This is a genomic window from Azotobacter chroococcum, from assembly GCF_004339665.1.
GTDB classification, from domain to species: Bacteria; Pseudomonadota; Gammaproteobacteria; order Pseudomonadales; family Pseudomonadaceae; genus Azotobacter; species Azotobacter chroococcum.
Genome location: NZ_SMMU01000042.1, coordinates 1 through 26,424 on the forward strand (window position 1 = coordinate 1; position 26,424 = coordinate 26,424).

Consider the following 26,424-nt stretch of genomic DNA (forward strand, 5'->3'; position numbering starts at 1 on the left):
GCATGAAGGCACGGCCATCGCCAAGGCGCTGGACTACAGCCTCAAGCGCTGGACGGCCCTGGTGCGCTATCTCGATGACGGCATGGTCGCCATCGACAACAACGGGTGCGAAAACCAGATCCGCCCGTGGGCCATCGGCCGTGCGAACTGGCTGTTCGCCGGCTCGCTGCGCAGCGGCAAACGTGCGGCTGCGCTGATGACGCTGATCCAGTCAGCTCGGTTGAACGGCCATGATCCGTATGCCTACCTGAAAGATGTGCTGACCCGGCTGCCGACGCAGAAGGCCAGTGGGCTCACCGAGCTGCTGCCGCACAATTGGAAACCTGCTGACAAGGTGTAATGCCCAGCCGCTTACGGAGTGCAGTTCCACGGCAGCAGCCCTTCGTCGTCTTCGACGCTTTTCGCTGCCGGCAGGCGCTTGAGGACGGTGTCCTATTTTTCTGGGGGCTCATCCACTTATGCATGCGACATCTACGCTTGTAATACAGCTGGACCAGCCAGAATCCCCATAAACGAGGTTCTGCAGATGCCAAAGACGCGAGCCCTTGTTACTGCAGTAGCCATCATCGCTCTGGCTATGATTGTGCTGAATGGCTGTAAGCAGGAGTTGCCACCACCACCGCGTCAGACACCTCAAGTTGGCGTCGTCACTCTCGAGTCGCAGCCCTATGTACTGACCCATGAGCTGCCGGGGCGTACTGCTGCCTATCGGATTGCGGAGGTACGCCCCCAAGTCGATGGCATCATTCAGAAACGCCTGTTCAGTGAAGGAAGCGAGGTCAAGGCTGGACAGCAGCTGTATCAAATAGATGCGGCAATATATGAGGCAACACTCAAGGAGGCGGAGGCCGGCTTGGCCTCTAGCAGGTCGTTGGCGGAGCGTTATGCCGTACTGGTCAAGAGCCGGGCTGTGAGCCAGCAGGCCTATGACGAGGCGCAGGCAGCCAGCCTGCAGGCGGAGGCCAGCCTGGAAAAGGCTCGAATCGACCTGCGCTACACCAAGGTATTGGCTCCCATTTCTGGGCGTATCGGCCGCTCTGCCGTGACCGAAGGGGCGCTGGTCAGCAATGGCCAGGCTCAGATCATGGCGACCATTCACCAATTCGACCCCATCTATGTCGATGTCATTCAGCCGGCGCGTGAGCTGATCGCGCTGCGCCGCGATCTGGCCAGTGGTCGTCTGGAGAGGGTGGGAGATAACACGGCCAAAGTGACTCTGATACTGGAGGACGGCAGCGAATATGGCCAGGAGGGACGGCTGGAGTTCTCCGAGGTCGCTGTCGACGAGAGCACCGGCTCGGTAACCCTGCGCGCCGTGTTTCCCAATCCCGACCGGGAGCTGCTGCCGGGCATGTTCGTCCATGCCCGTCTATTCGGCGGACTAAAGAGCGGGGCGATTCTCGCACCCCAGCAAGGCGTGAGCCGCAACACCAAGGGCGAGGCCACGGCCATGCTGGTCAATGCGCAGAACAAGGTCGAGCTGCGGACGCTCAGGGTCGAGCGTGCCGTTGGCAACCGCTGGCTGGTGGACGAGGGACTCATCCCGGGCGACCGCCTGATCACCGAGGGTCTACAGTTCATTCGGCCGGGTATCGAGGTCAAGGCGGTGCCGGCGAGCAATGTCGGGCAAGACACCCAGGCGACCCCGCTGCCTTCGGGTTAGAAGGCTCGCGCAAGGGATAGCACGATGTCCAGATTCTTTATCGATCGGCCCATCTTCGCCTGGGTGATTGCCCTGGTGATCATGCTGGCTGGTGGCCTGTCCATCCTTGCTCTGCCGATCAATCAGTATCCCAACATCGCTCCACCCGCAGTGGGCATTTCCGTGATTTATTCGGGCGCTTCGGCGCAGACTGTCCAGGATACCGTGGTGCAGGTGATCGAGCAGCAGCTCAATGGCATCGACAACCTCCGCTATATCACCTCGGACAGCAACTCCGATGGCAGCATGACCATCACCGTCACCTTCGAGCCCGGTGCCGACCCGGACATCGCCCAGGTGCAGGTCCAGAACAAGCTACAACTGGCCACCCCGCTGCTGCCGCAGGAAGTGCAGCAGCAGGGCATCCGAGTGACCAAGTCGGTGCGAAACTTCCTCTTGATCGTCGGCTTCGTCTCCGAGGATGGCAGCATGGACCGCAACGATCTGGCCAACTATATCGTTTCCAACATCCAGGACCCGCTTTCCCGGGCCAAGGGCGTGGGCGACTTCCAGGTTTTCGGCTCGCAATATGCCATGCGCATCTGGCTGGATCCGGCCCGGCTGAACAACTTCCAGTTGTCTCCGGTGGATGTGCGCAATGCAGTCGAGACTCAGAACGTCCAGATTTCCTCTGGCCAGTTCGGCGGTCTTCCGGCCGTGCCCGGCCAGCAGCTCAGTGCCACTATCATCGGCAAGACCCGCCTGCAGACCGCCGAGCAGTTTCGTGACATCCTGCTCAAGGTCAACGGCGACGGCTCGCAGGTGCGTCTGGGCGATGTCGCCGAAGTGGCCCTGGGCGGCGAGAACTACAGCATCACCTCGACCTACAACGGTCGGCCTGCCGCGGGGATGGCGATCAAGCTCGCCACCGGCGCCAATGCGCTGGAGACGGCTCAGGCGGTGCGGGATACCCTCGCCGAGCTGGAGCCCTTCTTTCCTCTGGGGGTGAAGGTCGTCTACCCCTACGACACCACGCCGGTGATCTCCGCCTCCATCGAGGGAGTGGTGAAGACCCTCGGCGAGGCGATCGTGCTGGTCTTCCTGGTGATGTACCTGTTCCTGCAGAACTTCCGCGCCACGCTGATTCCGACCCTGGCGGTCCCGGTGGTGCTGCTCGGCACCTTCGGCGTGCTCGCTGCATTCGGCTTCACCATCAATACCCTGACCATGTTCGCCATGGTGCTGGCCATCGGTCTGCTGGTCGACGATGCCATCGTGGTGGTGGAGAACGTCGAGCGGGTCATGGTCGAGGATGGCCTGCCGCCACGGGAGGCCACGCGCAAGTCGATGGGGCAGATCCAGGGAGCCCTGGTCGGTATCGCCCTGGTACTGTCCGCGGTGTTCGTGCCCATGGCCTTCTTCGGAGGTTCGACCGGGGTGATCTACCGGCAGTTCTCCATCACCATCGTCGCCGCCATGGCGCTGTCGGTGCTGGTCGCGCTGATCTTCACCCCGGCGCTCTGCGCGACCCTGCTCAAGCCTGTCGCCAGGGGAGAGCATCATCAGCAGCATGGCTTCTTCGGCTGGTTCAACCGTACCTTCGAGCGCAGTGTACAGGGCTACGAGCAGGGGGTCAGGCTGGTGCTCAGGCGCAAACTGCCCTATCTACTGCTCTACTTGGCTATAGTCGCCCTCATGGCCTGGCTGTTCACCCGCATACCGACCGCCTTCCTGCCCGACGAGGATCAGGGCGTGCTCTATGCCCAGGTGCAGACCCCTTCTGGTTCCAGCGCCGAGCGTACCCAACTGGTGGTGGACGAAATGCGTGACTATCTGCTGATCGAGGAGGGCCATCTGGTCAACTCGGTCTTCACGGTCACCGGCTTCAACTTCGCCGGCCGAGGCCAAAGCTCTGGCCTGGCCTTCATCGCACTGAAGCCGTGGGCCGAGCGAACCGGAGAGGAGGACAGCGTGTTCGCCCTCGCCCAACGCGCCCAGCAGCGCTTCGCCACGTTCCGCGACGCCCTGGCTTTCGCCTTCGCCCCGCCGGCGGTGATGGAGCTGGGCAATGCCAGCGGTTTCAACATCTTCCTGCAGGACCGCGCCGGCGCCGGCCACGAGGTGCTGGGTGCGGCCCGCGACCAGTTGCTCGCCCGCGCCGCGGAGAGCCCGGTGCTCAGCCGGGTACGCGCCAACGGCCTGCGCGACGAGCCACAGTACCGCTTGCTGATCGACGACGAGCAGGCCCGGGCCTATGGCGTGCCCCTGGCGGACATCAACAGCAGCGTTTCCATTGCCTGGGGTGCCCGCTACGTCAACGACTTCATCGACCGGGGGCGGGTGAAGAAGGTCTATCTGCAGGGCAAGGCCGAGGCACGCATGAGTCCGGAAGACCTCGGCAAGTGGTTCGTGCGCAACGCGGCTGGCGCGATGGTGCCGTTCAGCGCCTTTGCCAGTGGCGAATGGACCTATGGCCCGCCGAAGCTGGCGCGCTACAACGGCGTTTCGGCGATGGAGATCCTCGGCGAGCCGGCGCCCGGCTACAGCTCCGGCGATGCCATGGCCGAAGTGGAGCGGATCGTCGGGGAGCTGCCGCCGGGTATCGGCTACGCTTGGACCGGGCTGTCCTATGAGGAGCGTCTCTCCGGCTCCCAGGCGCCGGCCCTCTACGCGCTGTCGCTGCTGGTGGTGTTCCTCTGCCTGGCGGCCCTCTACGAGAGCTGGTCGATCCCCTTCTCGGTGATGCTGGTGGTTCCGCTGGGGGTCATCGGCGCACTTTGGTTCACCAGCCTGCGCGGACTGTCCAATGACGTCTACTTCCAGGTGGGTCTGCTCACCACCATCGGCCTCTCTGCGAAGAATGCGATCCTCATCGTCGAGTTCGCCAAGGAACTGCACGCGCAGGGCATGGACCTGTCCGATGCGGCGGTCGAGGCCTGCCGCATGCGCCTGCGGCCGATCGTCATGACTTCCCTGGCATTCATCCTTGGCGTCGTGCCGCTGGCCATCTCCAGCGGCGCCGGTGCCGGCAGTCAGCACGCGATAGGTACCGGGGTGATCGGCGGCATGTTCACTGCCACCGTGCTGGCGATCTTCTGGGTGCCGCTGTTCTATGTGCTGGTGTCCTCCTGGTTCAAGGAGGACAGCCGCACGGTCGCCAGCGGCGAAGAGTCCTCCTGAGGTGCCTGCCATTCCGGCAGGACATGAGTGACATCCGTCGCAGGCAACCGGGATGCTGCGTCAAGGGTGATATGGTTGTCGTGCTTGCATTGTTCCAGGAGCAGACATGATCTCAATACACGCCCCCTCCAGCCTCCTTTTCGCAGTCCTGCTGCTGGCCGGCTGCAGTTCCGCCGACAAGTCCGAACCTGTACCGGCTGCAAGCCGGGGCTGCGACGCCAGCTTGGTGCAAGGCCTGGTGGGCCAGACCGCCAGCCCGGCCCTGCTCGAGGAGGCCCGTCAACGCGCCGGGGCGCAGACGGCACGCGTCATCAGCCCTCAGGACAGCGTAACGCTGGACTACAATTCCAGGCGCCTGAATCTGGATATCGACGAGCGCCTGGTGATCAGGCAGATCCACTGCGGCTGAGCGGAACTCCGTCCCGTCAGCGCCCGCCCCGTGTTCGGTTCTGGCCGGCGGGGCGGTGTCGCTCATCATTGCGAGGGACTGGCGCAAAGCAGACATTCCTTACATGAATTCAGGGCATTGTAAGGAAATCATCAATATATTGTTGCGGATGAAGTAACGATACTTTTTGGAATCCCTGGTTTTTTTACCCTCCGGACGACTTCTAGAATCCCCTGTGCTTTTCATACTCCCGGTCTTCGATGCGTCAGTGCAGAAGCCCCGGCTCCCTTCCTGTCCCCTTTGGATAAGGATGAAGCCGTGGCGTGTCGGCCGGGTGCGGGAATCCAACCACGTCCTTTGCAGGTTAAACCTATGACTCCGGTGGTCGTTCCGTTATGGATGGCGCTTGCCTTGCTTCCGTGCCTGTTGAGCGGCTGTGGATCGCCGCCCAAGATTGACCGTGAGCCCTATTCGGAGGCCGAGATCAAGGCGTTCGCCCAGGACATGCTGGGACGGAGCAGCTTGTCTCCGGATAAATACCAGAAATACAAAAAAGCTCTAGCCACTCCGTGAGGAGCTGACTGGAGAGAATAAGTATTCAAGCTTGGGACATTGTCATGCGAAACTCCCGCCGCCGCATTGGCTGTGGTCTTCGCGCACAATGCTCGCGTGCCTTTTCTGCAAGACTCGTTCTGCCCGCCTGCCTGGCCGGCTGTTGTCCGGCCAGGCAGGCCCGGATTGTCCAAGAGCTCTGCATAATCGTACTTGCTAACAAAATAGAGGATGTTTCGATGCGAAAGTATCTGTCATTGCCCGCAGTAGCCGTTCTGCTTCTGGGATCGGCGGGGGCGGCACAAGCTGTCGAGGTGGGCGCCGCGATCGGCGTCACCAGCCAGAGCGATATGACCTATCGCCTCAGCCTGGGCCTGCCCTGGGACAAGCAATGGTGGAAGAGTGACCTGGGCCATGTGACGGGTTACTGGGATGCCGGCTATACCTACTGGGAAGGCGGTTCCGGCAACGACAACTACTCGGGTGCACACTCGCTGTCGTTCAGCCCGGTGTTCACCTACGAGTTCAGCGGCTTCGGCGTTACCCCGTTCGTCGAGCTCGGCGTCGGTGTCGCCTTCTTCTCGAAGACCCGCGTGGGCGAGCAGCAGCTGGGTTCCTCCTTCAACTTCGAGGACCGCATCGGCGCCGGTATCAAGTTCGCGGGCGGCCAGAAGATCGGTGTTCGGGCGATTCACTACTCCAACGCCGGCATCAAGCAGCCCAACGACGGTATCGAGTCCTTCTCGGCCTATTACAGCCACGCCTTCTGATCCGGCGTGGTGCTCGAGCCCCGTGCCTCTGCGGAGTTCGAGACCGCCGCTCCCTGCCTCCGGCCCCCTTGCCCGGCTTTCCCCTGCCGAGGGCCGGCAGGCTCATGCGCCAGCTCGGGGGTACTTCGGGCGGCCTGCTCCTTGAACCCCAAGGCTCTGGCAGGCTTCAGAGCACGTTCAGCGGAATTCTTAGGTAGCGGATGCCGTTGTCTTCGGTCGGCGGCAGCTCGCCGGCGCGCATGTTGACCTGCACCGCGGGAAGGATGAGGGCCGGCATGGCGAGGGTCGCGTCCTTTGCATTGCGCATGGCCACGAACACCTCCTCGTCGATGCCTTGGTGCGCGTGGACATTGTGCCGGCGCTCCTCGCCCATGCAGGTTTCGTGGAGGAACTCCGTGCGTCCTGGCGCCTTGTAGTCGTGGCACATGAACACCCGGGTTTCGTCGGGCAGCCGGTACAGTCGCTGGATCGAGCGGTACAGGGTGCGCGCGTCCCCGCCGGGGAAATCGCAGCGGGCGGTGCCGTAGTCGGGCATGAACAGGGTGTCGCCGACGAAGGCGGCGTCGCCGATCAGGTAGGTCATGCAGGCCGGGGTGTGTCCGGGGGTGTGGAGGGCGCGGGCCTGGATGCCGCCGATCTGGAAGTCTTCGCCATCGCGGAACAGATGGTCGAACTGGCTGCCGTCGCGGTCAAATTCCTCGCCGGCGTTGAACAGCGTGCCGAAGGTTTCCTGGACTTCGGTGATGCGCTCGCCGATGCCCAGCTTGCCGCCGAGCTGCCGCTTGAGATAGGCGGCGGCGCTCAGGTGGTCGGCATGCACATGGGTTTCCAGAATCCAGCGCACCTCCAGCTCCAGGGTGCGCACATGGGCGATCAGGCGGTCGGCGGACGCATGGTCAGTGTGTCCCGAGGCCGGCTCGTAGTCCTGCACGGTATCGATCAGGGCGCACTGGCGGCTGAACGGATCGCTCACCACATAGCTGTAGGTGCTGGTGGCGGGATCGAAGAAGGCTTCTACACGGGCGTTCATGGGGTGTCCTTCGGCAAGGGAATCCGTACCCTGGAAATCGTCATGCAGCCTGGCGGCAGAACGCCCGGGGCGGGCCTTACTTGCCGCTCTTGCAGGTAGTGATACCCATCACAGTGTAGGCCGGGCAGGTGCGAAGGAGAGCGGTGGCCAGCGGAAGCAGGCCGATCCAGCCCCAGGGGCCGATCACGCCGGCCAGGCTCAGGCCGATCAGGAGCAGGCCGACGGCGATGCGCAGGGCGCGGTCGAGGCTACCGACGTTGGGTTTCATCGTGATCTCCGGTCAATCGATCAATGGGTGCGCCGGCGTTCCAGCGCGGTGAACAGCCACATGCCGCCGAGCATGGCGAGCACGAAGAGCAGGCTCTGCCAGTAGCCGCCGAGCAGCAGGGTGAGGGCCGGACCCGGACAGATGCCGGCGATGCCCCAGCCGATGCCGAACAGCAGGCTGCCACCGATCAGTCGGCGGTCCAGTTCGCGTTTCTGCGGCAGTTGCATGGGCGCATCCAGCAGCGAGCGCTGCTGGCGCCTGGCCCAGGTGAAGGGCAGCAGGGCGACGCCGATGGCGCTGGCCATCACCAGCGCCAGCGAGGGATCCCAGGCGCCGCCCAGGTCGAGAAAACCGAGTACCTTGGCCGGATTGCTCATGCCGGCCAGCAGCAGGCCGAGGCCGAAGATCAGTCCGGCGAGCAGTGCAGTCAGTCTGCGCATGTTCAGCCTCCCCACAGGTGACGCAGGACGAAGACCGTGGCGAAACCGCTGGCCATGAAGGCCAGGGTGGCGACCAGGGAGCGCGGCGACAGGCGGGAGATCCCGCAGACGCCATGCCCGCTGGTGCAGCCGGAGCCATAGCGGGTGCCGAGGCCGACCAGCAGCCCGGCGAGCACCAGACCGGGCCAGCCGGTCTGGAACTCGATCTCCGGCAGTGCGCCGAACAGGCTCCAGAGCAGCGGCGCTGCCAGCAGCCCGAGCAGAAACAGGGCCTTCTCGTCGCGGCCGTCGGTGCCGCGCTGCAGCAGGCTGCCGAGCAGGCCGCTGATGCCGGCGATACGCCCGTTCAGCACCACGAACAGGCTGGCCGCGAGGCCGATCAGCGCGCCGCCGGCCAATGCTGTCCAAGGGGTGAAGTGCGCCCAGTCGATGACCATCCTGGCGTTCCTCCGTGGGTCGTTTGATTATGCTGACAGACAATATATTTATTAATAAACTGTTTTCAAGCATGGACGGAAGGGTCTTCGGGAGCCGGGCCAATCCGTCGTTTATCCTTCAAGGCTCCCTGCCAGCACAATGTGGAGGTGGCCATGCGTTTTCCCGTTACTCTGACCCTGCTGCTCGCCAGCGGACTGTCGCTTGCCGAGCCGCAAGGGCTCGAGGCCGAGGCGCGCGCCCTGATACCGCCCTTCGCCCAGGCGCTGCAGGACACCGTCAGGCAGGCGCTGGCCGACGGTGGGCCGCAGAACGCGGTGCAGGCCTGCCAGAGTCTGGCGCCGGCCATCGCCGAACAGCATAGTCGGGAACCCTGGCGCGTCGGACGCACCGCGCTCAAGGTACGCAATCCGGCCAACCGCCCGGATGCCTGGGAGCGTCAGGTGCTGGAGCGCTTCGCGGCGGCCGCCGCGGCAGGACAGCCGGTCGCCGGGCTGAGCCATGGCGAAGTGGTCGACGGCGAATATCGCTACATGCAGGCCATCCCCACGGGCGAACCCTGCCTGGCCTGTCATGGCAAGAACATCGACAAGGCCCTGCTCGCCACCCTGGACGCGCGTTACCCGCAGGACCAGGCGCGCGGCTTCGCCCTCGGCGAACTGCGCGGCGCCTTCACCCTGCGCCGCCCCCTCGGCGGGATGGCGCCCTGAGCGGCGAGACGCCGCATCAGTGCCTGCCGGGGGCGGGATGCCAGTCGCCTGGAGCGCGAACCGGCGCTTCCGAACGTGGCCTCGGGACGGGTGCGGCGCCTGCCGTGCCGCTCCCGCCCGGGGCCGGCTGCCGCCGACGGGGCGGAAAGGATTCTGCCGGGGCGCCGGGCAGGGCCTCGCCGATCAGTGCGCGAAAGGCGTGCGCGCTCAGCGGGCCGGCGAACAGCCAGCCCTGGCCGTAGTCGGCGCCCTCGCTGTCGAGCAGGCGCGCCTGATCCTCGTGTTCGATGCCCTCGGCGATCACCTTGAGGCGCAGTGCCCGGGCCATCCGCACGATGTGGGGCGCAACGCCGCTGCTGGCGGCATCGGCACCGAGGGCGTCGACGAATGCCTTGTCGATCTTCAGGCAGTCTACTGGCAGCGTCTGCAGGTAGGCCAGGCTGGAATAGCCGGTGCCGAAGTCGTCGATCAGCACCCGGTGGCCGCGGGCACGCAGCTCGGCGAGGTTCTGGCTGGCCGCCTGCAGATCGATCAGTCCGCGTTCGGTCACCTCGAAGGCGATCTGTTCGGGCCTGACCCCGTGCCTGGCGAGCAGGCCCTCGGTCAGCGGGCCGATCCGCGGCGTGCTGACGTCGCAGGCGGACAGGTTGATCGAGATGTACAGTTCGGGATGGTTGCGCAGCAGGTCGCCGAGCTGTTCCAGCACTTCCCGGAGGAGAAAGTCGGTAATGGCGCGGATCTGCCCGGTCGACTCGGCCAGCGGGATGAACAGCTCGGGACTGGTCAGGCTGCCGTCCGGGCGCTGCCAGCGCATCAGGGCTTCGGCGCCGATGCAGCGGCGGCTGGCGAGGTGGAAGATCGGCTGGTAATGGACCTGCAGCTCCTGACGCCGCAGGGCGCCCTGCAGCGCCCCGTGGAGCGACAGGCGCCGGCGTACCAGCCAGAAGGTCGCGCCGCCGCCCAGCAGGGCCAGCAGCAGGATGGCGGGAAGCAGGCGTTCCCAGTGCTCGCGGATGCGCTCGAGCAGCCTGGCGCGCGGGGCCAGCAGGGCCAGCCGGTAGTCCGGGTTGCCGCCCGGCAGCGCGTAGAACGGCTGCCCGTCGAGCAGCTGCAGCGCGGCGCTGTCCGCCGTGCCGGGCAGTAGCGTCAGGGGCGGTGTCGTGGCGACGATCGGCAGGGCCTGGGTACTGCCGCGAGGGATCAGGTAGACGCCGAGGCCGTCCGACGGGTCGAGTGCATCGAGCAGGTGGCCGCGGAAGCTGGACACCCGGAAGGAGGCCTGGGCGACCATCAGGGGCGCCGGATCTTCGTCGGCGACGTGCGTGGTGGTCAGCCAGTAGTCCAGACCCCGGCTGTGGAAGTCCGCCGGTCGCGCCGGCTCCGCAGAGGCATGCCGCGGCCGGCTGGAGCAGAGCTGCCCGTCGGCAGCGAAGCTGGCCTCGTGGATGAAGCGGTGCTCGAAGCTGACCTGCCGCAGGTTTTCCACCAAGGCCGGATCGCAATGGCGCAGGGGCTGCAATTCCAGGCCGGCGAGCCCCTGGCGCAACTGCCCGAGAATCTGCTCGAGGCGCAGCAGGAGGCGTTCGCCGCGGTTTTCCAGGTCTTCGCGCTGCGCCTCCTGCGCCTGGGAGAGCGCCAGCCCCAGGCCGAGGAACGCCAGCAGGAAGGTGCCGGCCAGGGCCGCAAGCAGGGCCATCGGCCAGGGCCGGTAGAGGGATCGGCACAGTTGCAGCAGGGCGTGTGGCATGTCAGCGTTCCCGAGATCCTTTCAGGTCTGACGCCGGCCGAGTGTCTTCCTTACCCCGTTTCGTTCAGGGCGGCCAGCAGGGCGGCGGTTTCAGCGTCCGGCTCACCGTCGAAGCGGGCCGGACGGTATTTCATCTGGAAGGCGGCGATGACCCGCCGCGTTTCGACGTCGAGCACGCCGTGTCGTTCCATGGCATAGCCATGCCGAATCAGCTGTTCCTGGAACCAGGCGACATCCGGCAGGCGAGCGGCATAGCGTTTCTGCAGCTCGGCCACCCGGCGCGCATCCGGCCAGACGAGCAGCCCGGCCTCGGCCAGGCGCCTCCAGGGAAACAGCGGGCCCGGATCGACCTTGCGCAGCGGGGCGATGTCGCTGTGGCCGATGATCGCCTCCGGTCCCAGCCCGTGGCGCTTGACGATGTCCTTGAGCAGGACGATCAGCGCGTCGATCTGTTCCGGCGGATAGGGGTACCAGAGGCGCCCGTTGGGGGTGTCCAGATAGCCGGGATTGACCAGTTCGATGCCGATGCTGCTGGCGTTCAGCCAGGTCCTGCCGCGCCACTGGCTGTCTCCGGCATGCCAGGCGCGACGGTCTTCTTCAACCAAACGGTAGATGGTCGCGGGCTTGGCGTCGATCAGATAGTGGCTGCTGACTTCACCCTGGATGAGCTGGCGCAGCGAGCCCGGCAAGTCCTCCGAGGTGTAGTGCAGGATGATGTACTGGACGCGGCTGTCCTGGCTGCGCGCGCTGTAGCGGGTGTCGATCCGCGGTCCGGCGGCGCAGCCGGCCAGCAGGGCGAGGATCAGGGCGAGGGCGAGAGGTCTCATGAGGTTCGGGTGTGTCCGACAAGGTTCGGGGGACGGCAGGTTCCGGCAGATCGACCGTGCGCACCAGTGAAGTATCGCAAAGACGTGGCGATCCACTGCGTTTGTCAGGTGCGTTCGGCCGGCAGTCTGTTCCCGTTCAGGGGCGGGGCTGTGGCAGGGTGTTGCGCCCGAGGTGTTCGGGCAGGCGGACCTCCACCGCCACCGGCAGGTGGTCGGAGATCGGCTGGCGCAGTACCTGCACGCGCTCCAGGGCCAGGCCGGGGCTGAGCAGGATGTGGTCGATGCAGCGCTGCGGACGCCAGCTGGGAAAGGTGGCCTCGATCTGCGGGGCGAGCAGGCCGAGGTCGCGCAGCGGCGAATGCTCCAGCAGTTCGCGGGCATGGGTGTTCATGTCGCCCATCAGTACCAGATGGCGGTAGTCGCCGACCAGTTCGCGGATGTAGGCGAGCTGGCGGGTGCGGGTCCGCGCGCCGAGGGCCAGATGCATCATCACCACCGCCAGGGCCTCGCGTCCCGCGCCGAAGCGCAGGAGGATGGCGCCGCGTCCCGGTGGACCGGGCAGCGGGTGATCCTCCAGCTCGGTGGGCTGCAGGCGGCTGAGCAGGCCGTTGCTGTGCTGGGCCAGCGGGCCGAGGTTGCGGTTGAGCTGCTGGTACCAGTAGGGGAAGTTGCCGAGCTGGGCGAGGTGCTCCACCTGGTTGACATAGTCGGAGCGCAGACTGCCGCCATCGACTTCCTGCAGGGCCACCAGGTCGAAATCGGCGAGCAGGTCGCCGATCCGCTGCAGGTTCACCGCGCGCCCGGCATGCGGCAGCAGGTGCTGCCAGCTGCGGGTCAGGTAGTGCCGGTAACTCTCGGTGCGGATGCCGACCTGGATGTTGAAGCTCAGCAGGCGCAGCCGGCCGTCGCAGGGCAGCCCGCTCGCGTCGCGGCAGTGCGGGTTGGTCCGCGGCTGGCGTGCCGCGGCCAGGCGTTCAACCGTGCGTCGACGCAGCATGGCTCCTCCTGCCCGTCGTCACTGGGCGGTGCGTTCCTGGTCGATCAGGTAGTCGGCTACCTGCAGGGTGTTCTGCGGGCCGCCGGCGCTGCCCAGGTCGAAGCGGTACTTGCCGTTGACGATCATCACCGGGACGCCGGAGATCTGATAGGCGATCGCCAGCTTCTTCGCCTTCTCCATCTGGGCCTTCACGTTGAAGGAGCCGTAGGCCTTGAGGAAGGCATCCTTGTCGACACCCTGGGCGGCGAGGAACTCGGCCATTTCCTCGGGCGTCGCCAGTTTCTTGCCGTCCTTGTGGATAGCCTCGAAGATTGCGGCGTGGACCTTCGGCTCGACGTTCATCGACTCCAGGGTGATGAACAGCTGGCCATGGACGTTCCACAAGCCGCCGAACAGGGCCGGAACGCGCCGGAAACTCACGTCTTCCGGCAGCTTGCTGGCCCAGGCGTTGATGCTCGGCTCGAACTGGTAGCAATGCGGGCAGCCATACCAGAACAGCTCCACGACCTCGATCTTGCCCGGCTGCGCCACCGGTACGTGGGTGGGCAGCTCGACATACTGCTTGCCGGCCTTGATGTCGGCGGGCGCGAGCGATTCCGCCTGGGCAGTCAGGGCGAACAGGCTGGCACTGGCGAGAACGGCGCCGAGAATCAGTTTACGCATGCGTTACGACTCCTTGCATTGCTGGTGGGGCTCCCGGTACGAGCCGGTGTTCGCTCCGGAGGGGCGAAGCGGATGGACCTATTGTAAAGGGAGGACCAATGAAAAAGGGCGGCCATCTGCCGCCCTTTTTTCAACGCCGCTGAGCCGTACTCAGTGCAGGCCCTGGATGTAGCTGGAGATCGCGGCGATATCCTTGTTGCTCAGTTTGGCGGCAATGGTACGCATGATCATGCTGTCGCCGTCGTTGGTGCGCGCGCCTTCGCGGAAGTCGGTGAGCTGCTTGGACACGTACTGCGCGTGCTGGCCGCCCAGTTTCGGGTAGGCGGCCGGATCGTTGCCCTCGCCGTTGGGCGAATGGCAGCCGGTGCAGGCCGGCATGCCGTCGGCCAGCTTGCCGCCGCGGTAGAGGGCCTCGCCGGTCTCGACCAGTTGCGGGTCGGCGGCGCCGACGCTCATCTTCTGCGCGGCGAAGTAGGCAGCGATGTCGGCCAGGTCCTGGTCGCCGAGGTTGTCGAGCATGCCGGTCATTTCCAGCACCTTGCGGCCGCTGCCCTCGGCAGCGCCCGGCTTCGAGCCGGCCTTGATGTCCTGCATCTGCTTGAGCAGATAGCGCTCGCCCTGGCCGGCCAGTTTCGGGAAGTTCGGTGCCGGGCTGTTGCCGTCCGGGCCGTGGCAGGCGCCGCATATGGCTGCCTTGCCCTGGCCGGCTGCAGCGTCGCCCGCGGCATGGGCGAGGCCGGAGATTCCCAGGGTTAACAGCAGAGTCACGAGTGCTTTGTTCATCAGCTAATCCAAATCACGGCTCAAGAAAAGTGTTGTTGTCGGCCGATGAGTCCGGCTTCAGGGAAGTTCCCGGCGGCTTCGGCGTGGCTGTCCATGCATCCATGCGCGCCTGCAGAGCCAGAGTCGACTGGGCAGCTGGCAGTCAAGGGGCAGCATCACGACCGCGGCGGGCAACAGGCTTCTGAGCAGGCCTTCCGCAGGGAACAAGCACCGTGCGGCAACGTACGGTCAGTCTTAAACCGTTCCCGTGAACACTTACCCAGGGACAGGGGCAAAGCGCACACAAAATCCGCGGCATTATATACTCATGACTCCGAAACGGAAACGACATGGCGCCGCAGCCTGTGTGCGCCAGCCCAGCGGAACTCCCCCGATGTCCTTCAAGAATCCCATTCTCGGTCTGTGCCAGCAGGCTGCCTTCATGCTCAGCGCCGCCCGGGTCGACCAGTGTCCCGCCGACGACGGCCGCGAGGTCGCCTTCGCCGGGCGCTCCAATGCCGGCAAGTCCAGTGCGCTGAACACCCTGACCCACGCCAGTCTCGCGCGCACCTCGAAGACGCCGGGGCGCACCCAGTTGCTGAACTTCTTCCGTCTCGACGACGAGCGCCGCCTGGTCGACCTGCCCGGCTACGGCTATGCCAAGGTGCCGATCCCCCTCAAGCAGCACTGGCAGCACCACCTGGAGGCCTACCTGGGCAGCCGCCGCAGCCTGGCCGGGGTGGTCCTGCTGATGGACATCCGCCACCCGCTGACCGACTTCGACCGGATGATGCTCGACTGGGCCGGCGCCAGTGGCATGCCCATGCACATCCTGCTGACCAAGGCCGACAAGCTGGCCTTCGGCGCGGCGAAGAACGCCCTGCTCAAGGTCCGCCAGGACATCCGGCAGGGCTGGGGCGAGGGGGTGAGCATCCAGCTGTTCTCGGCACCCAAGCGCCAGGGGATCGAGGAGGCCCACAGCGTGCTGGCGCACTGGCTGGGGCTGGTCGGCGAGGGTGAGGGCGAGGCGGATGCCGGGGCCTGAGCCCGACAGACCCCTTCACCCGTGCCAGGCGTGGCCCTGCTGTTCGAGCAGGCTGTGCGCCTGCTCCGGCCCCCAGGAGCCGGCGGGATCGGGATGTCGTTCATCGGCTTGCTCCTTGCGGCGATGGGGACGCGGCTCAGGCGGAAGGGGGCTGGCGCGCGGCCTCGGCGATGCCCTGGCGCACGCGGTTGGCCAAGGTCCACAGCAGCAGTGCGCCGATCAGCAGCAGGCCGTCGAGCCAGGCGCTGGGCAGCAGTCCTGTGGCGACGCCGGCGCCGACCAGCGGGCCCATCGCGCCGGCATATTCGACGATCACCCCCAGCGGGGTGATGCCGGGCAGCAGGGCGAAGGGCAGGAACAGGGCGCTGTCGGCAATGACGTCGCACAGCTCGTTGAGGTAGGCGCCGAGGACGGATTGCTGGCCGAACTCGCGGGCGAGCATGCCGTCGATGGCGTTGAGCGCCATGCGCAGGAACATCCACAGCGGGATCAGGGCGAACAGCCAAGCGTGCGCGGCGAAGGCGGCGACCAGCGCGCCGGGCAGCACGGAGACGCCAGCGGCGGCGAGGGTCACCTGGTTGGCGGTGACCCCGCGCCCGTGCAGGCGCTGCACCCGCGGGCGCAGCAGGTTCTGGAAGCGGGGCTTGAGCTGGTAGATCGAGGGCATGGCGGGTTCCGGTGCCGGGGCTGTCCGTGGAAACCCATCTTAGCCGCGTGCGTGCGCCGGCGGCAGGGCCTGGCGCACGTTGCCGATGCCCTGCCGCCGGAGGGCGCGCACTCACGCAATCAGGTCGGCCACGCTCAGGGTGGTCACGCCCGCCAACTGGATCTCGAACTCGGCCGCCGTGTCGGCATCGGTGCTGCCGTACAGCACGTTGCCGGCGAAGCGCAGCTGCCCGGTGACGTTGCTGGCGAAGGCCGCCGAGCCGATGAAGCTGAAGGCCTCGTTGGCAGCGGTTGCCGCATTGCCGTCCAGGGTCGACAGGTCCAGCTTGTCGCCCTCGCTGGTCTTGAAATCGCCGATCACGTCGCGCAGCGCAGCCAGGCCCATCTCGGTCAAGGCATTGAAGTCGAAACGATCCGCCCCCGTCCCCCCGTTCAATCGGTCGACACCGAGGCCGCCGATCAGCAGGTCGTTGCCGGCGCCGCCGTTGAGCGTGTTGGCGACGGCACTGCCGGTCAGGGTGTCGTTGTAGTTGCTGCCCGTGAGGTTCTCGAAATTCAGCAGGGTGTCGCGGCCCGAACCGCCGGTGGCTTGCGCGACCGTCGTCGCCAGGCTGGCGATCACTGCGCGGCCAGCATAGGCGTAGGAGGCCGTATCGCTGCCGGCGCCGCCGTTCAGGCCATTGTTGCCGGCCCCGGCAAAGATCTGGTTGTTGAGGGCGTTGCCGGTGCCGCTGGCCGCACCGCCGGCGAGGAGGCGCAGACTCTCGAGGTTGGCGCCGAGGGAGTACGTGGCAAGGGAGCTGTAGACGGTATCCGTGCCGCCAACCCCAACCACGGCATTGGTTTCGCTGACGACGTCGCCCGCGTTGTCAACGTAGTAGATATCGGAGCCGTTACCACCGATCATCGCGTCCGCGCCGCCGCCGCCGTTGATCACGTTGACCAGGGCATTGCCGGTCAGCCGGTCGTTGTAGGCACTGCCCGTGAGGTTCTCGAAATTCAGCAGGGTGTCGCTGCCCGAGCCGCCGGTGGCTTGTGCGGCCGTCGTCGCCAGGCTGGCGATCACTGCGCGGCCAGCATAGGCGTAGGAGACGGTATCGCTGCCAGCGCCGCCGTTCAGGCCATTGTTGCCGGCCCCGGCAAAGATCTGGTTGTTGAGGGCGTTGCCGGTGCCGCTGGCCGCACCGCCGGCGAGGAGGCGCAGATTCTCGAGGTTGGCGCCGAGGGAGTACGTGGCAAGGGAGCTGTAGACGGTATCCGTGCCGCCAACCCCAACCACGGCATTGGTTTCGCTGACGACGTCGCCCGCGTTGTCAACGTAGTAGATATCGGAGCCGTTACCGCCGATCAGCCGATCGGCACCGGCGCCGCCGTTGAGCACATTCGCCAACGCATTGCCTGTCAAGGTATCAGCGTAAGCCGAACCCGTCGCATTCTCGATCTGCGCCCCAAAGGCAATGGCCATATTGGCGACGGCGCCGATGGAGCTGAAGGTGCCTGGGTTGAGGTTGAGACTGACTGCCTGGGTGCGGTTGGCGGCACTCAGGGTATCGACGCCGCCCGCATCCCAGATGGTTTCGAAGATCTGCTGGCTGGCGCCCCACTGGTAGACGTCGTTCCCGGTGTGCCATTGCATGTTCGCGCCATACAGATATTGAATGGCCGCGATGTCGAACAGCATGGGGGTCGTGGGCTTGAACGAGTATGTCAGATGATTGTAACTCATCACCGTATAGCGTGCGTCATCGTACGCCTCAGGCAGCACGCTCGGACTTTCGAACGGATGTTTCAGGCCTATGGCGTGGCCGATCTCGTGCAGAAGGGTGCGATAGTTGAGAGTCCCGGCCGTGGGGTTATCCGAAATTCCCGGGCCGATCCAGATATCGCCGGACCGTGGCGCATCGCCCGGCAGATAGGCAAAGGCAAAAGAATCTTCCGGCATATCAGCATAACCACCGAAGCGCAGATCGCCGGTATTGCTGAACGAATCGAAGGTCAGCGCAAACTTGATGTTGGCAACGGCAGCCCAGGCGCCCAGCGCCTTGGTAGCGGCCACCTGTTGATTGGCCGTTAGCTCGAAAACGTTTTGGTATTCATTGTTATCTGAATACGATGTCACGTAATACGAATTTTCGAAGGAAAGAAAACTGTAAGACAGCTCCACGCTTGTTCCGAGTGGGCCGCCCCATTTGGTCCCGCATACCAGGCTGTCGATAGCCAGACTGCCGGACAAGGGAACTGGGCTGTTAACGGTTGAACCAGTGGGGGTGGGCATGATGAACTCGCTTTCTGACCAAGGTCAGATACACTTTTTCACCTCTTCAATTTTAGTCGCCCCCCCGTCGAAGCCGGCCATCGGTCGGATATTCGAACACGCGCGACCAACGGTCTGGACAAGCCGTTGCCGGTGTGTAAGCACCACGGTACGTGGGTGCGAGACATGCCGCGCGCCGGTCGTTCGCCGGCGCGCAGCGGTGACGGCGATCCGCCCGCCGGTCAGGCGGCGATCACGTCGCCGTGGTTCTCCGGCTCGATCAGCGCGCGGTGCAGGGCGGCCACCGCGGCGGCGTAGTCCTCCTCCTTCTTCCCCTGGCGGATCGACTGGTGCAGTGCCTGGATGCTGATGCCGGCCTCGGCCAGCGCGGTGGCGGTGCGGGCGAGGATGCCCTTGACCTTGAGGTTGGAGCCGATCGCCGAGACGATGGCGACGTTGTGCCGGGTAGCGCTCCTCGATCAGCTTGGTGGCGCGGTTGATCAGCTTCCGCGAGCCGGTGACGTAGTAGGTGATGCTGTTGATGTCGGAGTCCTTGTTGACCACGTACAGCTTGAGCAGCTTGCTGATCTCGATGTCGTAGCCGAGGTCGCCGAGCATCTCCTGATCATGCCCGCCGATCTTTTCTACGGTATGCATCGTTGCTTCAGTTTGGCGTCGTGGGTGCGGCGACTCCGGGCGGCGGAGCGTGCGCAGGAAGGTGGTGCGGCGAAGAGTATCACGCCGCCGCCGCCGCCGCCGCGGGCGAGCCGGGCGCGGCGCTCAATCGTGCCAGTGGCGCCCCTGCTGTTCGAGCAGGCTGTGCGCCTGCTCCGGCCCCCAGGAGCCGGCGGGGTAGGGGCGCGGCCGCTGGTAGTAGGCGTGCCAGCCGCCGATGATCGGGTCGACCCAGCGCCAGGCGGCCTCCACCTCGTCGCGGCGCATGAACAGGGTGGAGTCGCCCTCCACCACGTCCAGCAGCAGGCGTTCGTAGGCATCCCAGCGGCGCTTCTGGCGAAAGGCGTGGGCCAGGTTGAGGTCCAGCTCGACCGGTGCCAGGGACATGCCCTTGCCCGGGCTCTTGGCCATCAGCTGCAGGCTGATCGACTCCTCCGGCTGCAGACGGATCAGCAGGCGGTTGGCCTGGCCGTCCTGGAACAGCCGGTGCGGCACCGGCTTGAACTGGATGACGATCTCCGAGCTCTTCTTCGCCAGGCGCTTGCCGGTGCGCAGGTAGAAGGGCACGCCGGCCCAGCGCCAGTTGTCGATCTCGGCATGCACCGCGACGAAGGTTTCGGTGTCGCTGTCGTTGTCAACATTTTTCTCGAAGTAGTAGGCCGGCACCTCCTGCCCGCCGATCTTCCCGGCGGCGTACTGGCCGCGCACCGTGCGGTCCTTCACGTCGAAACCGACAATGGGTTTCAGCGCCTCGAGGATCTTCACCTTCTCGTTGCGCACCGCCTCGGCGTCGAAGCGCACCGGCGCCTCCATGGCGACCAGGCAGAGCAGCTGCAGCAGGTGGTTCTGCAGCATGTCGCGCATCGCCCCAGCCTGGTCGTAATAGTTGCCGCGGTTTTCCACGCCGAGGGTTTCGCAGACACTGATCTGCACGTGCTCGATGTGGCCGGCACGCCAGACCGGCTCGAACAGGGCGTTGGCGAAGCGCAGCGCCATCAGGTTCTGCACGGTTTCCTTGCCCAGGTAGTGGTCGATGCGGAAGACCTGGGACTCCTGGAACACCCGGCCGATGGCCTGGTTGATCGCCAGCGCCGACTCCAGCGAATGGCCGATGGGCTTTTCCAGCACGATGCGCGTGTCGTTGCCGGCCAGGCCGGCGTTGGCCAGGTGCGCGGCGATGTCCTCGAACAGGCTGGGAGCGGTGGCCAGGTAGTAGATGCGCCCGTGCTGGCAGCTGTCGCCCAGGTGCCGGGCCAGGCGACCGTAGCCGGCGCTCTGGCTGGCGTCCATGGCGAAATAGTCGATCCGTTCGGCGAAGCCCTGCCAGGTGGCGGTGTCGAAATTCGCCCGCGGCACATGGGCCCGGCAATGGCGTTCGGCCAGGGCGCGATAGGCGTCGCGGCTCAGCGGCTTGCGCGCCAGGGCGAGGATGCGCATGTCGGCCGGCAGCCGCCGGTCGCGGTGCAGGTGGTAGAGCGCCGGCAGCAGCTTGTGCAGCGCCAGGTCGCCGGTGCCGCCGAAAACCAGCATGTCGCAGGGAAGGGTCACAGCAGCCTCCAACGCGTTTGGCTATGGGCTGGGCGCCTGTCATGTAGTATAACTACAGGCGCACTACAGCCCGATTCCCGATCATAACCGAGTTCAGCCCCTGTGAATCTCTTGCAGCATATTGCCCAATCGCGCGCCCTGTTGCGCAAGTCGGAACTCAAGGTGGCCGATCATGTACTCCTCGATCCGGCGGCGGCGATGCACAGCTCGATGGCCAGCCTGGCCCAGGAGGTCGGGGTCAGCGAGCCGACCATCGTGCGCTTCTGCCGGGCCATCGGCTGTACCGGCTTCCAGGACCTGAAGCTGAAGCTGGCGCAGAGCCTGGCGGCCGGCGCCAGTTTCGGCCAGTTCGCCATCCACGAGAACGATTCGGTCGTCGATTTCAGCCTGAAGATCTTCGATACCACCCTGCATACCCTGATGGAGGTGCGCGAGCGGCTCGATCCCGAAGCGCTGCAGCGTGCCATCGACGCCATCGCCCTGGCCCCGCGCATCGAGTTCTACGGCTTCGGCGCCTCCGGCGCGGTGGCCGTCGATGCCCAGCACAAGTTCTTCCGCCTGCTGCTCACCGCCGCCGCCTATTCCGATCCGCACATGCAGGCGATGTCGGCGGTGACCCTCAAGGCCGGAGACGTGGCGATCTGCATCTCCCAGTCGGGACGCTCCAAGGATCTCTTGATCACCGCCAACCTGGTCCGCGAAACCGGTGCCACCCTGATCACCCTGTGCCCCGGACAGACGCCGCTGGCCGAGCTGGCCAACATCAACGTGGCGATCGACGTGCACGAGGACACCGAGGTCTACACTCCGCTGACCTCGCGCATCGCCCACCTGGTGGTGATCGACGTGCTGGCCATGGGCGTGGCGATGGCCCGCGGGCCGGACCTGGTCAACCACCTGAAGAGTGTCAAGCGCAGCCTGCGCAGCCTGCGCCTGTCGCCCAAGGCGGTGCGGACGGTGGAGGACTGACGCAGCCGGCAGTCACGGATCACGACAGTGTCATCCGCCTGCCGTGAAAGCGTCACCGGCCGCCGGCAATCCTGAGGGCTCCAACCCCCTGTCGGGAGCCTCCCATGCCTCGCCACACGGAAGACGCCTACTACCCCTCTCCCCTCGACACCAAGGCCCGCCGCAAGCGGCTGGACGAGCGGCGCATGCACTTTCGCCGGGCCATCGAACGCTACGACGAGCAGCGCCAGCTGCAGCACGAGCTGGACGACTATCCGGAGCTGCTGGCGGTCAGCCTGCTGTCTGTGCCGCCGGCGGTTTTGCGGCGAAACGCTCGGCCAGCGCGCTGATCTGCGCGCGTTCGGCGCGGATGAACGTCTCGAACGCCCGCGCCACCGGACTCAGCCGCTTGCCCTCGGTGTGCACCAGGCACCAGCTGTGGTACAGCGGCAGCTCCTCCACCGGCAGCTCGCAGAGCTGGCCGGTGGCCAGTTCCAGGCTCGCCGCATGGCGCGGCAGCAGGGCCAGGCCGAGGCCGGCGATCACCGCCTGCAGCTGCGCCTCGGTCGAGCCGATCTCCAGCGTCTCGGCGAAGTGCGCACGCTTCTGGTGGCAGTACTCCTCGCCGGCGCGGCGGGTGCCGGAGCCGGGCTCGCGCAGCAGCAGCGGAAAGTCCGTCAGATCCTGTAGGCGCAGGCCCCGCCGCGCGCACAGCGGGTGCCCGGGCGGGGCCACGGCGACGATCGGATTGTTGAGGAAGGGATAGAAGTTCAACGCCAGCTCGGTGGGTACCTGCGACATGATCAGCAGGTCGTCGCGGCTCATCGATAGGCGGCGCACCGCCTGGGCGTGATTGACCACCACCAGCTGCAGGCTGACCTCCGGGTGCTGGGCGCGGAAGGCGGCGAACAGGTGCGGCACCAGGTACTTGGCGCTGGACTCCACCGCCAGGTTGAGCTGGCCCTGCAGCGAGCCCTGCAGGTCCGACAGCTGCATGTCGAGGCTTTCCAGGTGGCCGAAGATGTCCTCGCTGGTTTTCAGCAGCGCCTCGGCGGCCGGCGTCAGGTAGAGCTTCTTGGCCACGTACTCGAACAGCGGCTGGCCGACCAGTTCCTCCAGCTGGCGGATCTGCAGGCTGACTGCCGGCTGGGTCAGCGCCATCTCCTCGGCGGCGCGGCTGTACGAGCGGCTTTCGCACACGGCGCGGAACACCCGCAACTGGCGCAGGGTCAGGCGCATCAGGGATTTGCGCATGGGGGCCTCGGCAAGGGAAAGGGGCGCACGGCGCGGCTTCCGGCAGGAAAAGTCACCGGCTGAATAGGGGGCTATCCGTGCAGCTATAAGTTGTAGTTTATGCTTAACCTAACAAATATTCATTTTTCTTAATCGATCCCTCGGCCTAGGGTTAGCACACCTGCCGACTGACCGTCCGAGTTGGCCAGTTCAGCCGAGGGAGACCTCCGTGATAAGAAAAATCCTCATTGCCAACCGTGGCGAGATCGCCGTCCGCATCGTGCGCGCCTGCGCCGAGATGGGCATCCGCTCGGTGGCCATCTTCTCCGAAGCCGACCGCCATGCTCTGCACGTCAAGCGGGCCGACGAGGCGTATTTCATCGGCGAGGACCCGCTGGCCGGCTACCTGAACCCGCGCAAGCTGGTCAACCTGGCGGTGGAGACCGGCTGCGACGCCCTGCACCCGGGCTACGGCTTCCTCTCGGAGAACGCCGAACTGGCGGAAATCTGCGCCCAGCGCGGGATCAAGTTCATCGGCCCGAGCGCGGACGTGATCCGCCGGATGGGCGACAAGACCGAGGCGCGGCGCAGCATGATCGCCGCCGGTGTGCCCTGCACCCCCGGCACCGAAGGCAACGTCGCCGACCTCGCCGAGGCGCTGCGCGAGGCCGAGCGGATCGGCTACCCGGTGATGCTCAAGGCCACCTCCGGCGGCGGCGGTCGCGGCATCCGCCGCTGCAACAGCGTCTCCGAGCTGGAGCACGCCTACCCGCGGGTGATCTCCGAGGCGACCAAGGCCTTCGGCAGTGCGGAAGTCTTTCTCGAGAAGTGCATCGTCAACCCGAAGCACATCGAGGCGCAGATCCTCGCCGATTCCTTCGGCAACACCGTGCACCTGTTCGAGCGCGACTGCTCGATCCAGCGCCGCAACCAGAAGCTGATCGAGATCGCCCCGAGTCCCCAGCTGACCCCCGAACAGCGCGCCTACATCGGCGACCTGGCGGTGCGCGCGGCCAGGGCGGTGGGCTACGAGAACGCCGGCACCGTGGAGTTCCTGCTCGCCGAGGGCGAGGTGTACTTCATGGAGATGAACACCCGGGTCCAGGTGGAGCACACCATCACCGAGGAAATCACCGGCATCGACATCGTCCGCGAACAGATCCGCGTCGCCTCGGGCCTGCCGCTCTCCATCGAGCAGAAGGATATCCAGCACCGCGGCTATGCCCTGCAGTTCCGCATCAACGCCGAGGACCCGAAGAACAACTTCCTGCCCAGTTTCGGCAAGATCACCCGCTACTACGCCCCCGGCGGTCCCGGCGTGCGTACCGACACTGCGATCTACACCGGCTACACCATCCCGCCGTACTACGACTCGATGTGCCTGAAGCTGATCGTCTGGGCGCTGACCTGGGAAGAGGCGCTGGCCCGCGGCCTGCGCGCCCTGGACGACATGCGCGTGCAGGGGGTGAAGACCACCGCGCCCTACTACCAGCAGATTCTCGGCAATCCGGATTTCCGCAGCGGGCAGTTCAACACCAGCTTCGTCGACGAACACCCGGAACTGCTCGACTACTCGATCAAGCGCAGGCCTGGCGAGCTGGCCATCGCCATCGCCGCCGCCATCGCCGCCCATGCCGGGCTCTGACGAACACCAGCCCGGCTGTCCGGCTGCAGGCTCAAGAGGAACTGACGAATGAAGAAGATCACGGTCACCGACACCATCCTGCGTGACGCCCACCAGTCGCTGATCGCCACCCGCATGCGCCTCGAGGACATGCTGCCGATCTGCGACAAGCTGGACAAGGTCGGCTACTGGTCGCTGGAAGTCTGGGGCGGCGCCACCTTCGATTCCTGCATCCGCTTCCTCAAGGAAGACCCCTGGGAGCGCCTGCGCCAGCTGCGCGCCGCGCTGCCGAACACCCGCCTGCAGATGCTCCTGCGCGGGCAGAACCTGCTCGGCTACCGCCACTATAGCGACGACGTGGTCAAGGCCTTCGTCGCCAAGGCGGCGGTCAACGGCATCGACGTGTTCCGCATCTTCGATGCGATGAACGACGTGCGCAACCTGCGCGTGGCCATCGAGGCGGTCAAGGCCGCCGGCAAGCACGCCCAAGGCACCATCTGCTACACCACCAGCCCGGTGCACACCGTCGAATCCTTCGTCGAGCTGGGCAGGCGCATGCAGGAGAAGGGCGTCGACTCCCTGGCCATCAAGGACATGGCCGGCCTCTTGACCCCCTACGCCACCGCCGAGCTGGTCAAGGCGCTGAAGGCCGAGATCGACCTGCCGGTGTTCATCCACTCCCACGATACCGCGGGCCTCGGCGCGATGTGCCAGCTCAAGGCCATCGAAGCCGGCGCCGACCACATCGACACCGCCATCTCCAGCTTCGCCTGGGGCACCAGCCACCCCGGCACCGAGTCGATGGTCGCCGCCCTGCGCGGCAGCGAGTACGACACCGGCCTGGACCTCGAGCTGCTGCAGGAGATCGGCCTGTACTTCTACGGCGTGCGCAAGCGCTACCACCAGTTCGAAAGCGAGTTCACCGCGGTCGATACTCGCGTGCAGGTCAACCAGGTGCCGGGCGGCATGATGTCCAACCTGGCCAACCAGCTGAAGGAGCAGGGCGCCCTGCACCGCATCAACGAAGTGTTCGCCGAAATTCCGCGCGTGCGCGAGGACCTCGGCTTCCCGCCGCTGGTCACCCCGACCTCGCAGATCGTCGGCACCCAGGCGGTGTTCAACGTGCTCGCCGGCGAGCGCTACAAGACCATCACCAACGAGGTGAAGCTCTACCTGCAGGGCCGCTACGGCAAGGCGCCGGGCAAGGTCAACGAGCACCTGCGCTTCCAGGCGATCGGCACCGAGGAAGTCATCGACGTGCGCCCGGCCGACCTGCTCAAGCCGGAAATGACCAAGCTGCGCGCGGAGATCGGCGAGCTGGCGCGCAACGAGGAGGACGTGCTGACCTACGCCATGTTCCCCGACATCGGCCGCAAGTTCCTCGAGGAGCGCAAGGCCGGCACCCTGGTGCCCGAAGCCCTGCTGCCGATCCCCACCGCAGGCGCCGGCCCGGCCAGCGAAGGCGTGCCCACCGAATTCCTCATCGACGTGCACGGTGAAACCTACCGGGTGGACATCACCGGCGTCGGCATCAAGGGCGAAGGCAAGCGCCACTTCTACCTGTCCATCGACGGCATGCCGGAAGAAGTGGTGTTCGAGCCGCTCAACGAGTTCATCGCCGGCGGCTCCGGCAAGCGCAAGCAGGCCGGCGCACCGGGCGATGTCAGCACCAGCATGCCGGGCAACATCGTCGACGTCCTGGTCAAGGAGGGCGACACGGTCAAGGCCGGCCAGCCGATCCTGATCACCGAGGCCATGAAGATGGAGACCGAAGTGCAGGCGCCGATCGGCGGCACGGTCAAGGCCATCCACGTCGCCAAGGGCGACCGCGTCAACCCCGGCGAACTGCTGGTGGAGATCGACGGCTGAGTTCCAGTTTTTAAAGTTTGAAAGGCGGTTTGGGGAGTCGAGAGACTCCCTTTTTTTTTGGCTATGTCTGAGTTAGTTGTTGCATAGCTACTCGCCCTAGCGCCTCCCTCAAGCAAATCAATGGATTGAGCTGCGTCTTGTAGCGTTCGAG

25 protein-coding genes and 1 pseudogene are annotated in these 26,424 nt (G+C 65.8%); 12 read left to right on the forward strand and 14 right to left on the reverse strand.

All coding sequences use genetic code 11. The features are described from left to right. The 6 genes from EV691_RS20285 to EV691_RS20310 form a co-directional block, all read left to right on the forward strand. On the forward strand, window positions 1-340 hold a 340-nt coding region (locus EV691_RS20285; protein WP_131837563.1), incomplete at its 5' end, for an IS66 family transposase. 186 nt (window positions 341-526) lie between these two features. Then, window positions 527-1,663, forward strand: a complete 1,137-nt coding sequence (locus tag EV691_RS20290; protein WP_131300388.1) for an efflux RND transporter periplasmic adaptor subunit — start codon at window positions 527-529, stop codon at window positions 1,661-1,663. A 24-nt stretch (window positions 1,664-1,687) separates the two neighbouring features. Continuing rightward, complete coding sequence (locus EV691_RS20295) at window positions 1,688-4,822, forward strand: efflux RND transporter permease subunit (RefSeq protein WP_131300386.1); 3,135 nt, start codon at window positions 1,688-1,690, stop codon at window positions 4,820-4,822. Window positions 4,823-4,928: 106 nt separating this feature from the next. Further along, entirely contained in the window at window positions 4,929-5,231 is a 303-nt protein-coding gene (locus EV691_RS20300) for an I78 family peptidase inhibitor (RefSeq protein WP_227028777.1), read from the forward strand. Between the two features lie 351 nt (window positions 5,232-5,582). Next, window positions 5,583-5,783 carry a hypothetical protein gene (locus tag EV691_RS20305; protein WP_131300384.1) on the forward strand — a complete coding sequence of 67 codons (201 nt, stop codon included), beginning with the start codon at window positions 5,583-5,585 and terminating at the stop codon, window positions 5,781-5,783. A 218-nt stretch (window positions 5,784-6,001) separates the two neighbouring features. Then, window positions 6,002-6,532 carry an acyloxyacyl hydrolase gene (locus tag EV691_RS20310; RefSeq protein WP_039800935.1) on the forward strand — a complete coding sequence of 177 codons (531 nt, stop codon included), beginning with the start codon at window positions 6,002-6,004 and terminating at the stop codon, window positions 6,530-6,532. A gap of 166 nt (window positions 6,533-6,698) precedes the next feature. Here the strand turns inward: EV691_RS20310 and EV691_RS20315 are convergent, their stop codons facing one another. The 4 genes from EV691_RS20315 to EV691_RS20330 all read right to left on the reverse strand — a co-directional run bounded on the left by EV691_RS20315 (window position 6,699) and on the right by EV691_RS20330 (window position 8,707). Then, on the reverse strand, window positions 6,699-7,562 hold the full coding sequence (locus tag EV691_RS20315; RefSeq protein ID WP_131300382.1) for an MBL fold metallo-hydrolase: 864 nt from the start codon (window positions 7,560-7,562) through the stop codon (window positions 6,699-6,701). Window positions 7,563-7,638: 76 nt separating this feature from the next. Next, window positions 7,639-7,830 carry a YgaP family membrane protein gene (locus EV691_RS20320; RefSeq protein ID WP_131300380.1) on the reverse strand — a complete coding sequence of 64 codons (192 nt, stop codon included), beginning with the start codon at window positions 7,828-7,830 and terminating at the stop codon, window positions 7,639-7,641. Between the two features lie 20 nt (window positions 7,831-7,850). Next, window positions 7,851-8,270, reverse strand: coding sequence for a YeeE/YedE family protein (locus EV691_RS20325; RefSeq protein ID WP_131300378.1), 420 nt, complete (start codon window positions 8,268-8,270; stop codon window positions 7,851-7,853). A 2-nt stretch (window positions 8,271-8,272) separates the two neighbouring features. After that, a complete protein-coding gene (locus tag EV691_RS20330; RefSeq protein ID WP_131300376.1) occupies window positions 8,273-8,707 on the reverse strand; it encodes a YeeE/YedE family protein in 435 nt (144 codons plus the stop codon). 153 nt (window positions 8,708-8,860) lie between these two features. On the opposite strand from EV691_RS20330, the gene EV691_RS20335 reads away from it, so the two are divergent. Then, window positions 8,861-9,415, forward strand: a complete 555-nt coding sequence (locus EV691_RS20335; RefSeq protein WP_207390248.1) for a Tll0287-like domain-containing protein — start codon at window positions 8,861-8,863, stop codon at window positions 9,413-9,415. A 16-nt stretch (window positions 9,416-9,431) separates the two neighbouring features. Here the strand turns inward: EV691_RS20335 and EV691_RS20340 are convergent, their stop codons facing one another. From EV691_RS20340 to EV691_RS20360, 5 genes are all read right to left on the reverse strand, one after another. Next, window positions 9,432-11,162 (reverse strand): EAL domain-containing protein, encoded by a 1,731-nt coding sequence (locus tag EV691_RS20340; RefSeq protein ID WP_131300373.1) that lies wholly within the window; start codon window positions 11,160-11,162, stop codon window positions 9,432-9,434. Between the two features lie 50 nt (window positions 11,163-11,212). Continuing rightward, window positions 11,213-11,989: an N-acetylmuramoyl-L-alanine amidase gene (locus EV691_RS20345; protein ID WP_131300371.1), complete on the reverse strand. Its 777-nt coding sequence runs from the start codon at window positions 11,987-11,989 to the stop codon at window positions 11,213-11,215. A gap of 136 nt (window positions 11,990-12,125) precedes the next feature. Next, the gene (locus EV691_RS20350) at window positions 12,126-12,986 is read right to left on the reverse strand and encodes an endonuclease/exonuclease/phosphatase family protein (RefSeq protein ID WP_131255721.1); all 861 of its coding nucleotides are present in this window, start codon (window positions 12,984-12,986) and stop codon (window positions 12,126-12,128) included. Window positions 12,987-13,004: 18 nt separating this feature from the next. Next, a complete protein-coding gene (locus EV691_RS20355; RefSeq protein WP_089166778.1) occupies window positions 13,005-13,649 on the reverse strand; it encodes a thiol:disulfide interchange protein DsbA/DsbL in 645 nt (214 codons plus the stop codon). 150 nt (window positions 13,650-13,799) lie between these two features. After that, window positions 13,800-14,432 (reverse strand): c-type cytochrome, encoded by a 633-nt coding sequence (locus EV691_RS20360; protein WP_131300369.1) that lies wholly within the window; start codon window positions 14,430-14,432, stop codon window positions 13,800-13,802. Between the two features lie 373 nt (window positions 14,433-14,805). On the opposite strand from EV691_RS20360, the gene yihA reads away from it, so the two are divergent. Beyond that, window positions 14,806-15,456 carry a ribosome biogenesis GTP-binding protein YihA/YsxC gene (gene yihA, locus EV691_RS20365; protein ID WP_131300367.1) on the forward strand — a complete coding sequence of 217 codons (651 nt, stop codon included), beginning with the start codon at window positions 14,806-14,808 and terminating at the stop codon, window positions 15,454-15,456. 136 nt (window positions 15,457-15,592) lie between these two features. Here yihA and EV691_RS20370 read toward each other — a convergent pair whose 3' ends face one another. The 4 genes and pseudogenes from EV691_RS20370 to zwf all read right to left on the reverse strand — a co-directional run bounded on the left by EV691_RS20370 (window position 15,593) and on the right by zwf (window position 20,581). Further along, window positions 15,593-16,123, reverse strand: a complete 531-nt coding sequence (locus tag EV691_RS20370; protein ID WP_131300365.1) for a CDP-alcohol phosphatidyltransferase family protein — start codon at window positions 16,121-16,123, stop codon at window positions 15,593-15,595. A 111-nt stretch (window positions 16,124-16,234) separates the two neighbouring features. After that, a complete protein-coding gene (locus tag EV691_RS20375; RefSeq protein ID WP_165496589.1) occupies window positions 16,235-18,286 on the reverse strand; it encodes a M10 family metallopeptidase C-terminal domain-containing protein in 2,052 nt (683 codons plus the stop codon). Window positions 18,287-18,618: 332 nt separating this feature from the next. After that, window positions 18,619-19,003 (reverse strand): annotated as a pseudogene (locus EV691_RS24205) (aspartate kinase); the annotation flags it as partial. Window positions 19,004-19,156: 153 nt separating this feature from the next. After that, on the reverse strand, window positions 19,157-20,581 hold the full coding sequence (gene zwf, locus EV691_RS20385) for a glucose-6-phosphate dehydrogenase (RefSeq protein ID WP_242672605.1): 1,425 nt from the start codon (window positions 20,579-20,581) through the stop codon (window positions 19,157-19,159). Window positions 20,582-20,701: 120 nt separating this feature from the next. Between zwf and hexR the strand changes: the two genes are divergently transcribed. Continuing rightward, a complete protein-coding gene (gene hexR, locus EV691_RS20390; RefSeq protein ID WP_039800963.1) occupies window positions 20,702-21,568 on the forward strand; it encodes a transcriptional regulator HexR in 867 nt (288 codons plus the stop codon). Window positions 21,569-21,672: 104 nt separating this feature from the next. After that, on the forward strand, window positions 21,673-21,897 hold the full coding sequence (locus EV691_RS20395) for a PA3496 family putative envelope integrity protein (RefSeq protein ID WP_131300360.1): 225 nt from the start codon (window positions 21,673-21,675) through the stop codon (window positions 21,895-21,897). On the opposite strand, the gene EV691_RS20400 is transcribed toward EV691_RS20395, so the two are convergent. Then, entirely contained in the window at window positions 21,839-22,801 is a 963-nt protein-coding gene (locus tag EV691_RS20400) for a LysR family transcriptional regulator (RefSeq protein WP_165496588.1), read from the reverse strand. The two genes, EV691_RS20395 and EV691_RS20400, sit on opposite strands and share 59 nt — an antisense overlap. A gap of 208 nt (window positions 22,802-23,009) precedes the next feature. Here EV691_RS20400 and EV691_RS20405 point away from each other — a divergent pair, with 208 nt between their 5' ends. Both EV691_RS20405 and oadA read left to right on the forward strand, forming a co-directional pair. After that, window positions 23,010-24,425, forward strand: a complete 1,416-nt coding sequence (locus tag EV691_RS20405) for an acetyl-CoA carboxylase biotin carboxylase subunit (RefSeq protein ID WP_131300358.1) — start codon at window positions 23,010-23,012, stop codon at window positions 24,423-24,425. A gap of 48 nt (window positions 24,426-24,473) precedes the next feature. After that, window positions 24,474-26,273, forward strand: a complete 1,800-nt coding sequence (oadA, locus tag EV691_RS20410; protein WP_131300356.1) for a sodium-extruding oxaloacetate decarboxylase subunit alpha — start codon at window positions 24,474-24,476, stop codon at window positions 26,271-26,273. Window positions 26,274-26,424 lie beyond the last annotated feature (151 nt).

Bases quoted from the DNA above. Each gene is read 5' to 3' on its own strand.
- EV691_RS20290 (WP_131300388.1), top strand. From the start codon at position 527: ATGCCAAAGACGCGAGCCCTTGTTACTGCAGTAGCCATCATCGCTCTG.
- EV691_RS20295 (WP_131300386.1), top strand. From the start codon at position 1,688: ATGTCCAGATTCTTTATCGATCGGCCCATCTTCGCCTGGGTGATTGCC.
- EV691_RS20300 (WP_227028777.1), top strand. From the start codon at position 4,929: ATGATCTCAATACACGCCCCCTCCAGCCTCCTTTTCGCAGTCCTGCTG.
- EV691_RS20305 (WP_131300384.1), top strand. From the start codon at position 5,583: ATGACTCCGGTGGTCGTTCCGTTATGGATGGCGCTTGCCTTGCTTCCG.
- EV691_RS20310 (WP_039800935.1), top strand. From the start codon at position 6,002: ATGCGAAAGTATCTGTCATTGCCCGCAGTAGCCGTTCTGCTTCTGGGA.
- EV691_RS20315 (WP_131300382.1), bottom strand. From the start codon at position 7,562: ATGAACGCCCGTGTAGAAGCCTTCTTCGATCCCGCCACCAGCACCTAC.
- EV691_RS20320 (WP_131300380.1), bottom strand. From the start codon at position 7,830: ATGAAACCCAACGTCGGTAGCCTCGACCGCGCCCTGCGCATCGCCGTC.
- EV691_RS20325 (WP_131300378.1), bottom strand. From the start codon at position 8,270: ATGCGCAGACTGACTGCACTGCTCGCCGGACTGATCTTCGGCCTCGGC.
- EV691_RS20330 (WP_131300376.1), bottom strand. From the start codon at position 8,707: ATGGTCATCGACTGGGCGCACTTCACCCCTTGGACAGCATTGGCCGGC.
- EV691_RS20335 (WP_207390248.1), top strand. From the start codon at position 8,861: ATGCGTTTTCCCGTTACTCTGACCCTGCTGCTCGCCAGCGGACTGTCG.
- EV691_RS20340 (WP_131300373.1), bottom strand. From the start codon at position 11,162: ATGCCACACGCCCTGCTGCAACTGTGCCGATCCCTCTACCGGCCCTGG.
- EV691_RS20345 (WP_131300371.1), bottom strand. From the start codon at position 11,989: ATGAGACCTCTCGCCCTCGCCCTGATCCTCGCCCTGCTGGCCGGCTGC.
- EV691_RS20350 (WP_131255721.1), bottom strand. From the start codon at position 12,986: ATGCTGCGTCGACGCACGGTTGAACGCCTGGCCGCGGCACGCCAGCCG.
- EV691_RS20355 (WP_089166778.1), bottom strand. From the start codon at position 13,649: ATGCGTAAACTGATTCTCGGCGCCGTTCTCGCCAGTGCCAGCCTGTTC.
- EV691_RS20360 (WP_131300369.1), bottom strand. From the start codon at position 14,432: ATGAACAAAGCACTCGTGACTCTGCTGTTAACCCTGGGAATCTCCGGC.
- yihA (WP_131300367.1), top strand. From the start codon at position 14,806: ATGTCCTTCAAGAATCCCATTCTCGGTCTGTGCCAGCAGGCTGCCTTC.
- EV691_RS20370 (WP_131300365.1), bottom strand. From the start codon at position 16,123: ATGCCCTCGATCTACCAGCTCAAGCCCCGCTTCCAGAACCTGCTGCGC.
- zwf (WP_242672605.1), bottom strand. From the start codon at position 20,581: ATGCTGGTTTTCGGCGGCACCGGCGACCTGGCGCTGCACAAGCTGCTG.
- EV691_RS20395 (WP_131300360.1), top strand. From the start codon at position 21,673: ATGCCTCGCCACACGGAAGACGCCTACTACCCCTCTCCCCTCGACACC.
- EV691_RS20400 (WP_165496588.1), bottom strand. From the start codon at position 22,801: ATGCGCAAATCCCTGATGCGCCTGACCCTGCGCCAGTTGCGGGTGTTC.
- oadA (WP_131300356.1), top strand. From the start codon at position 24,474: ATGAAGAAGATCACGGTCACCGACACCATCCTGCGTGACGCCCACCAG.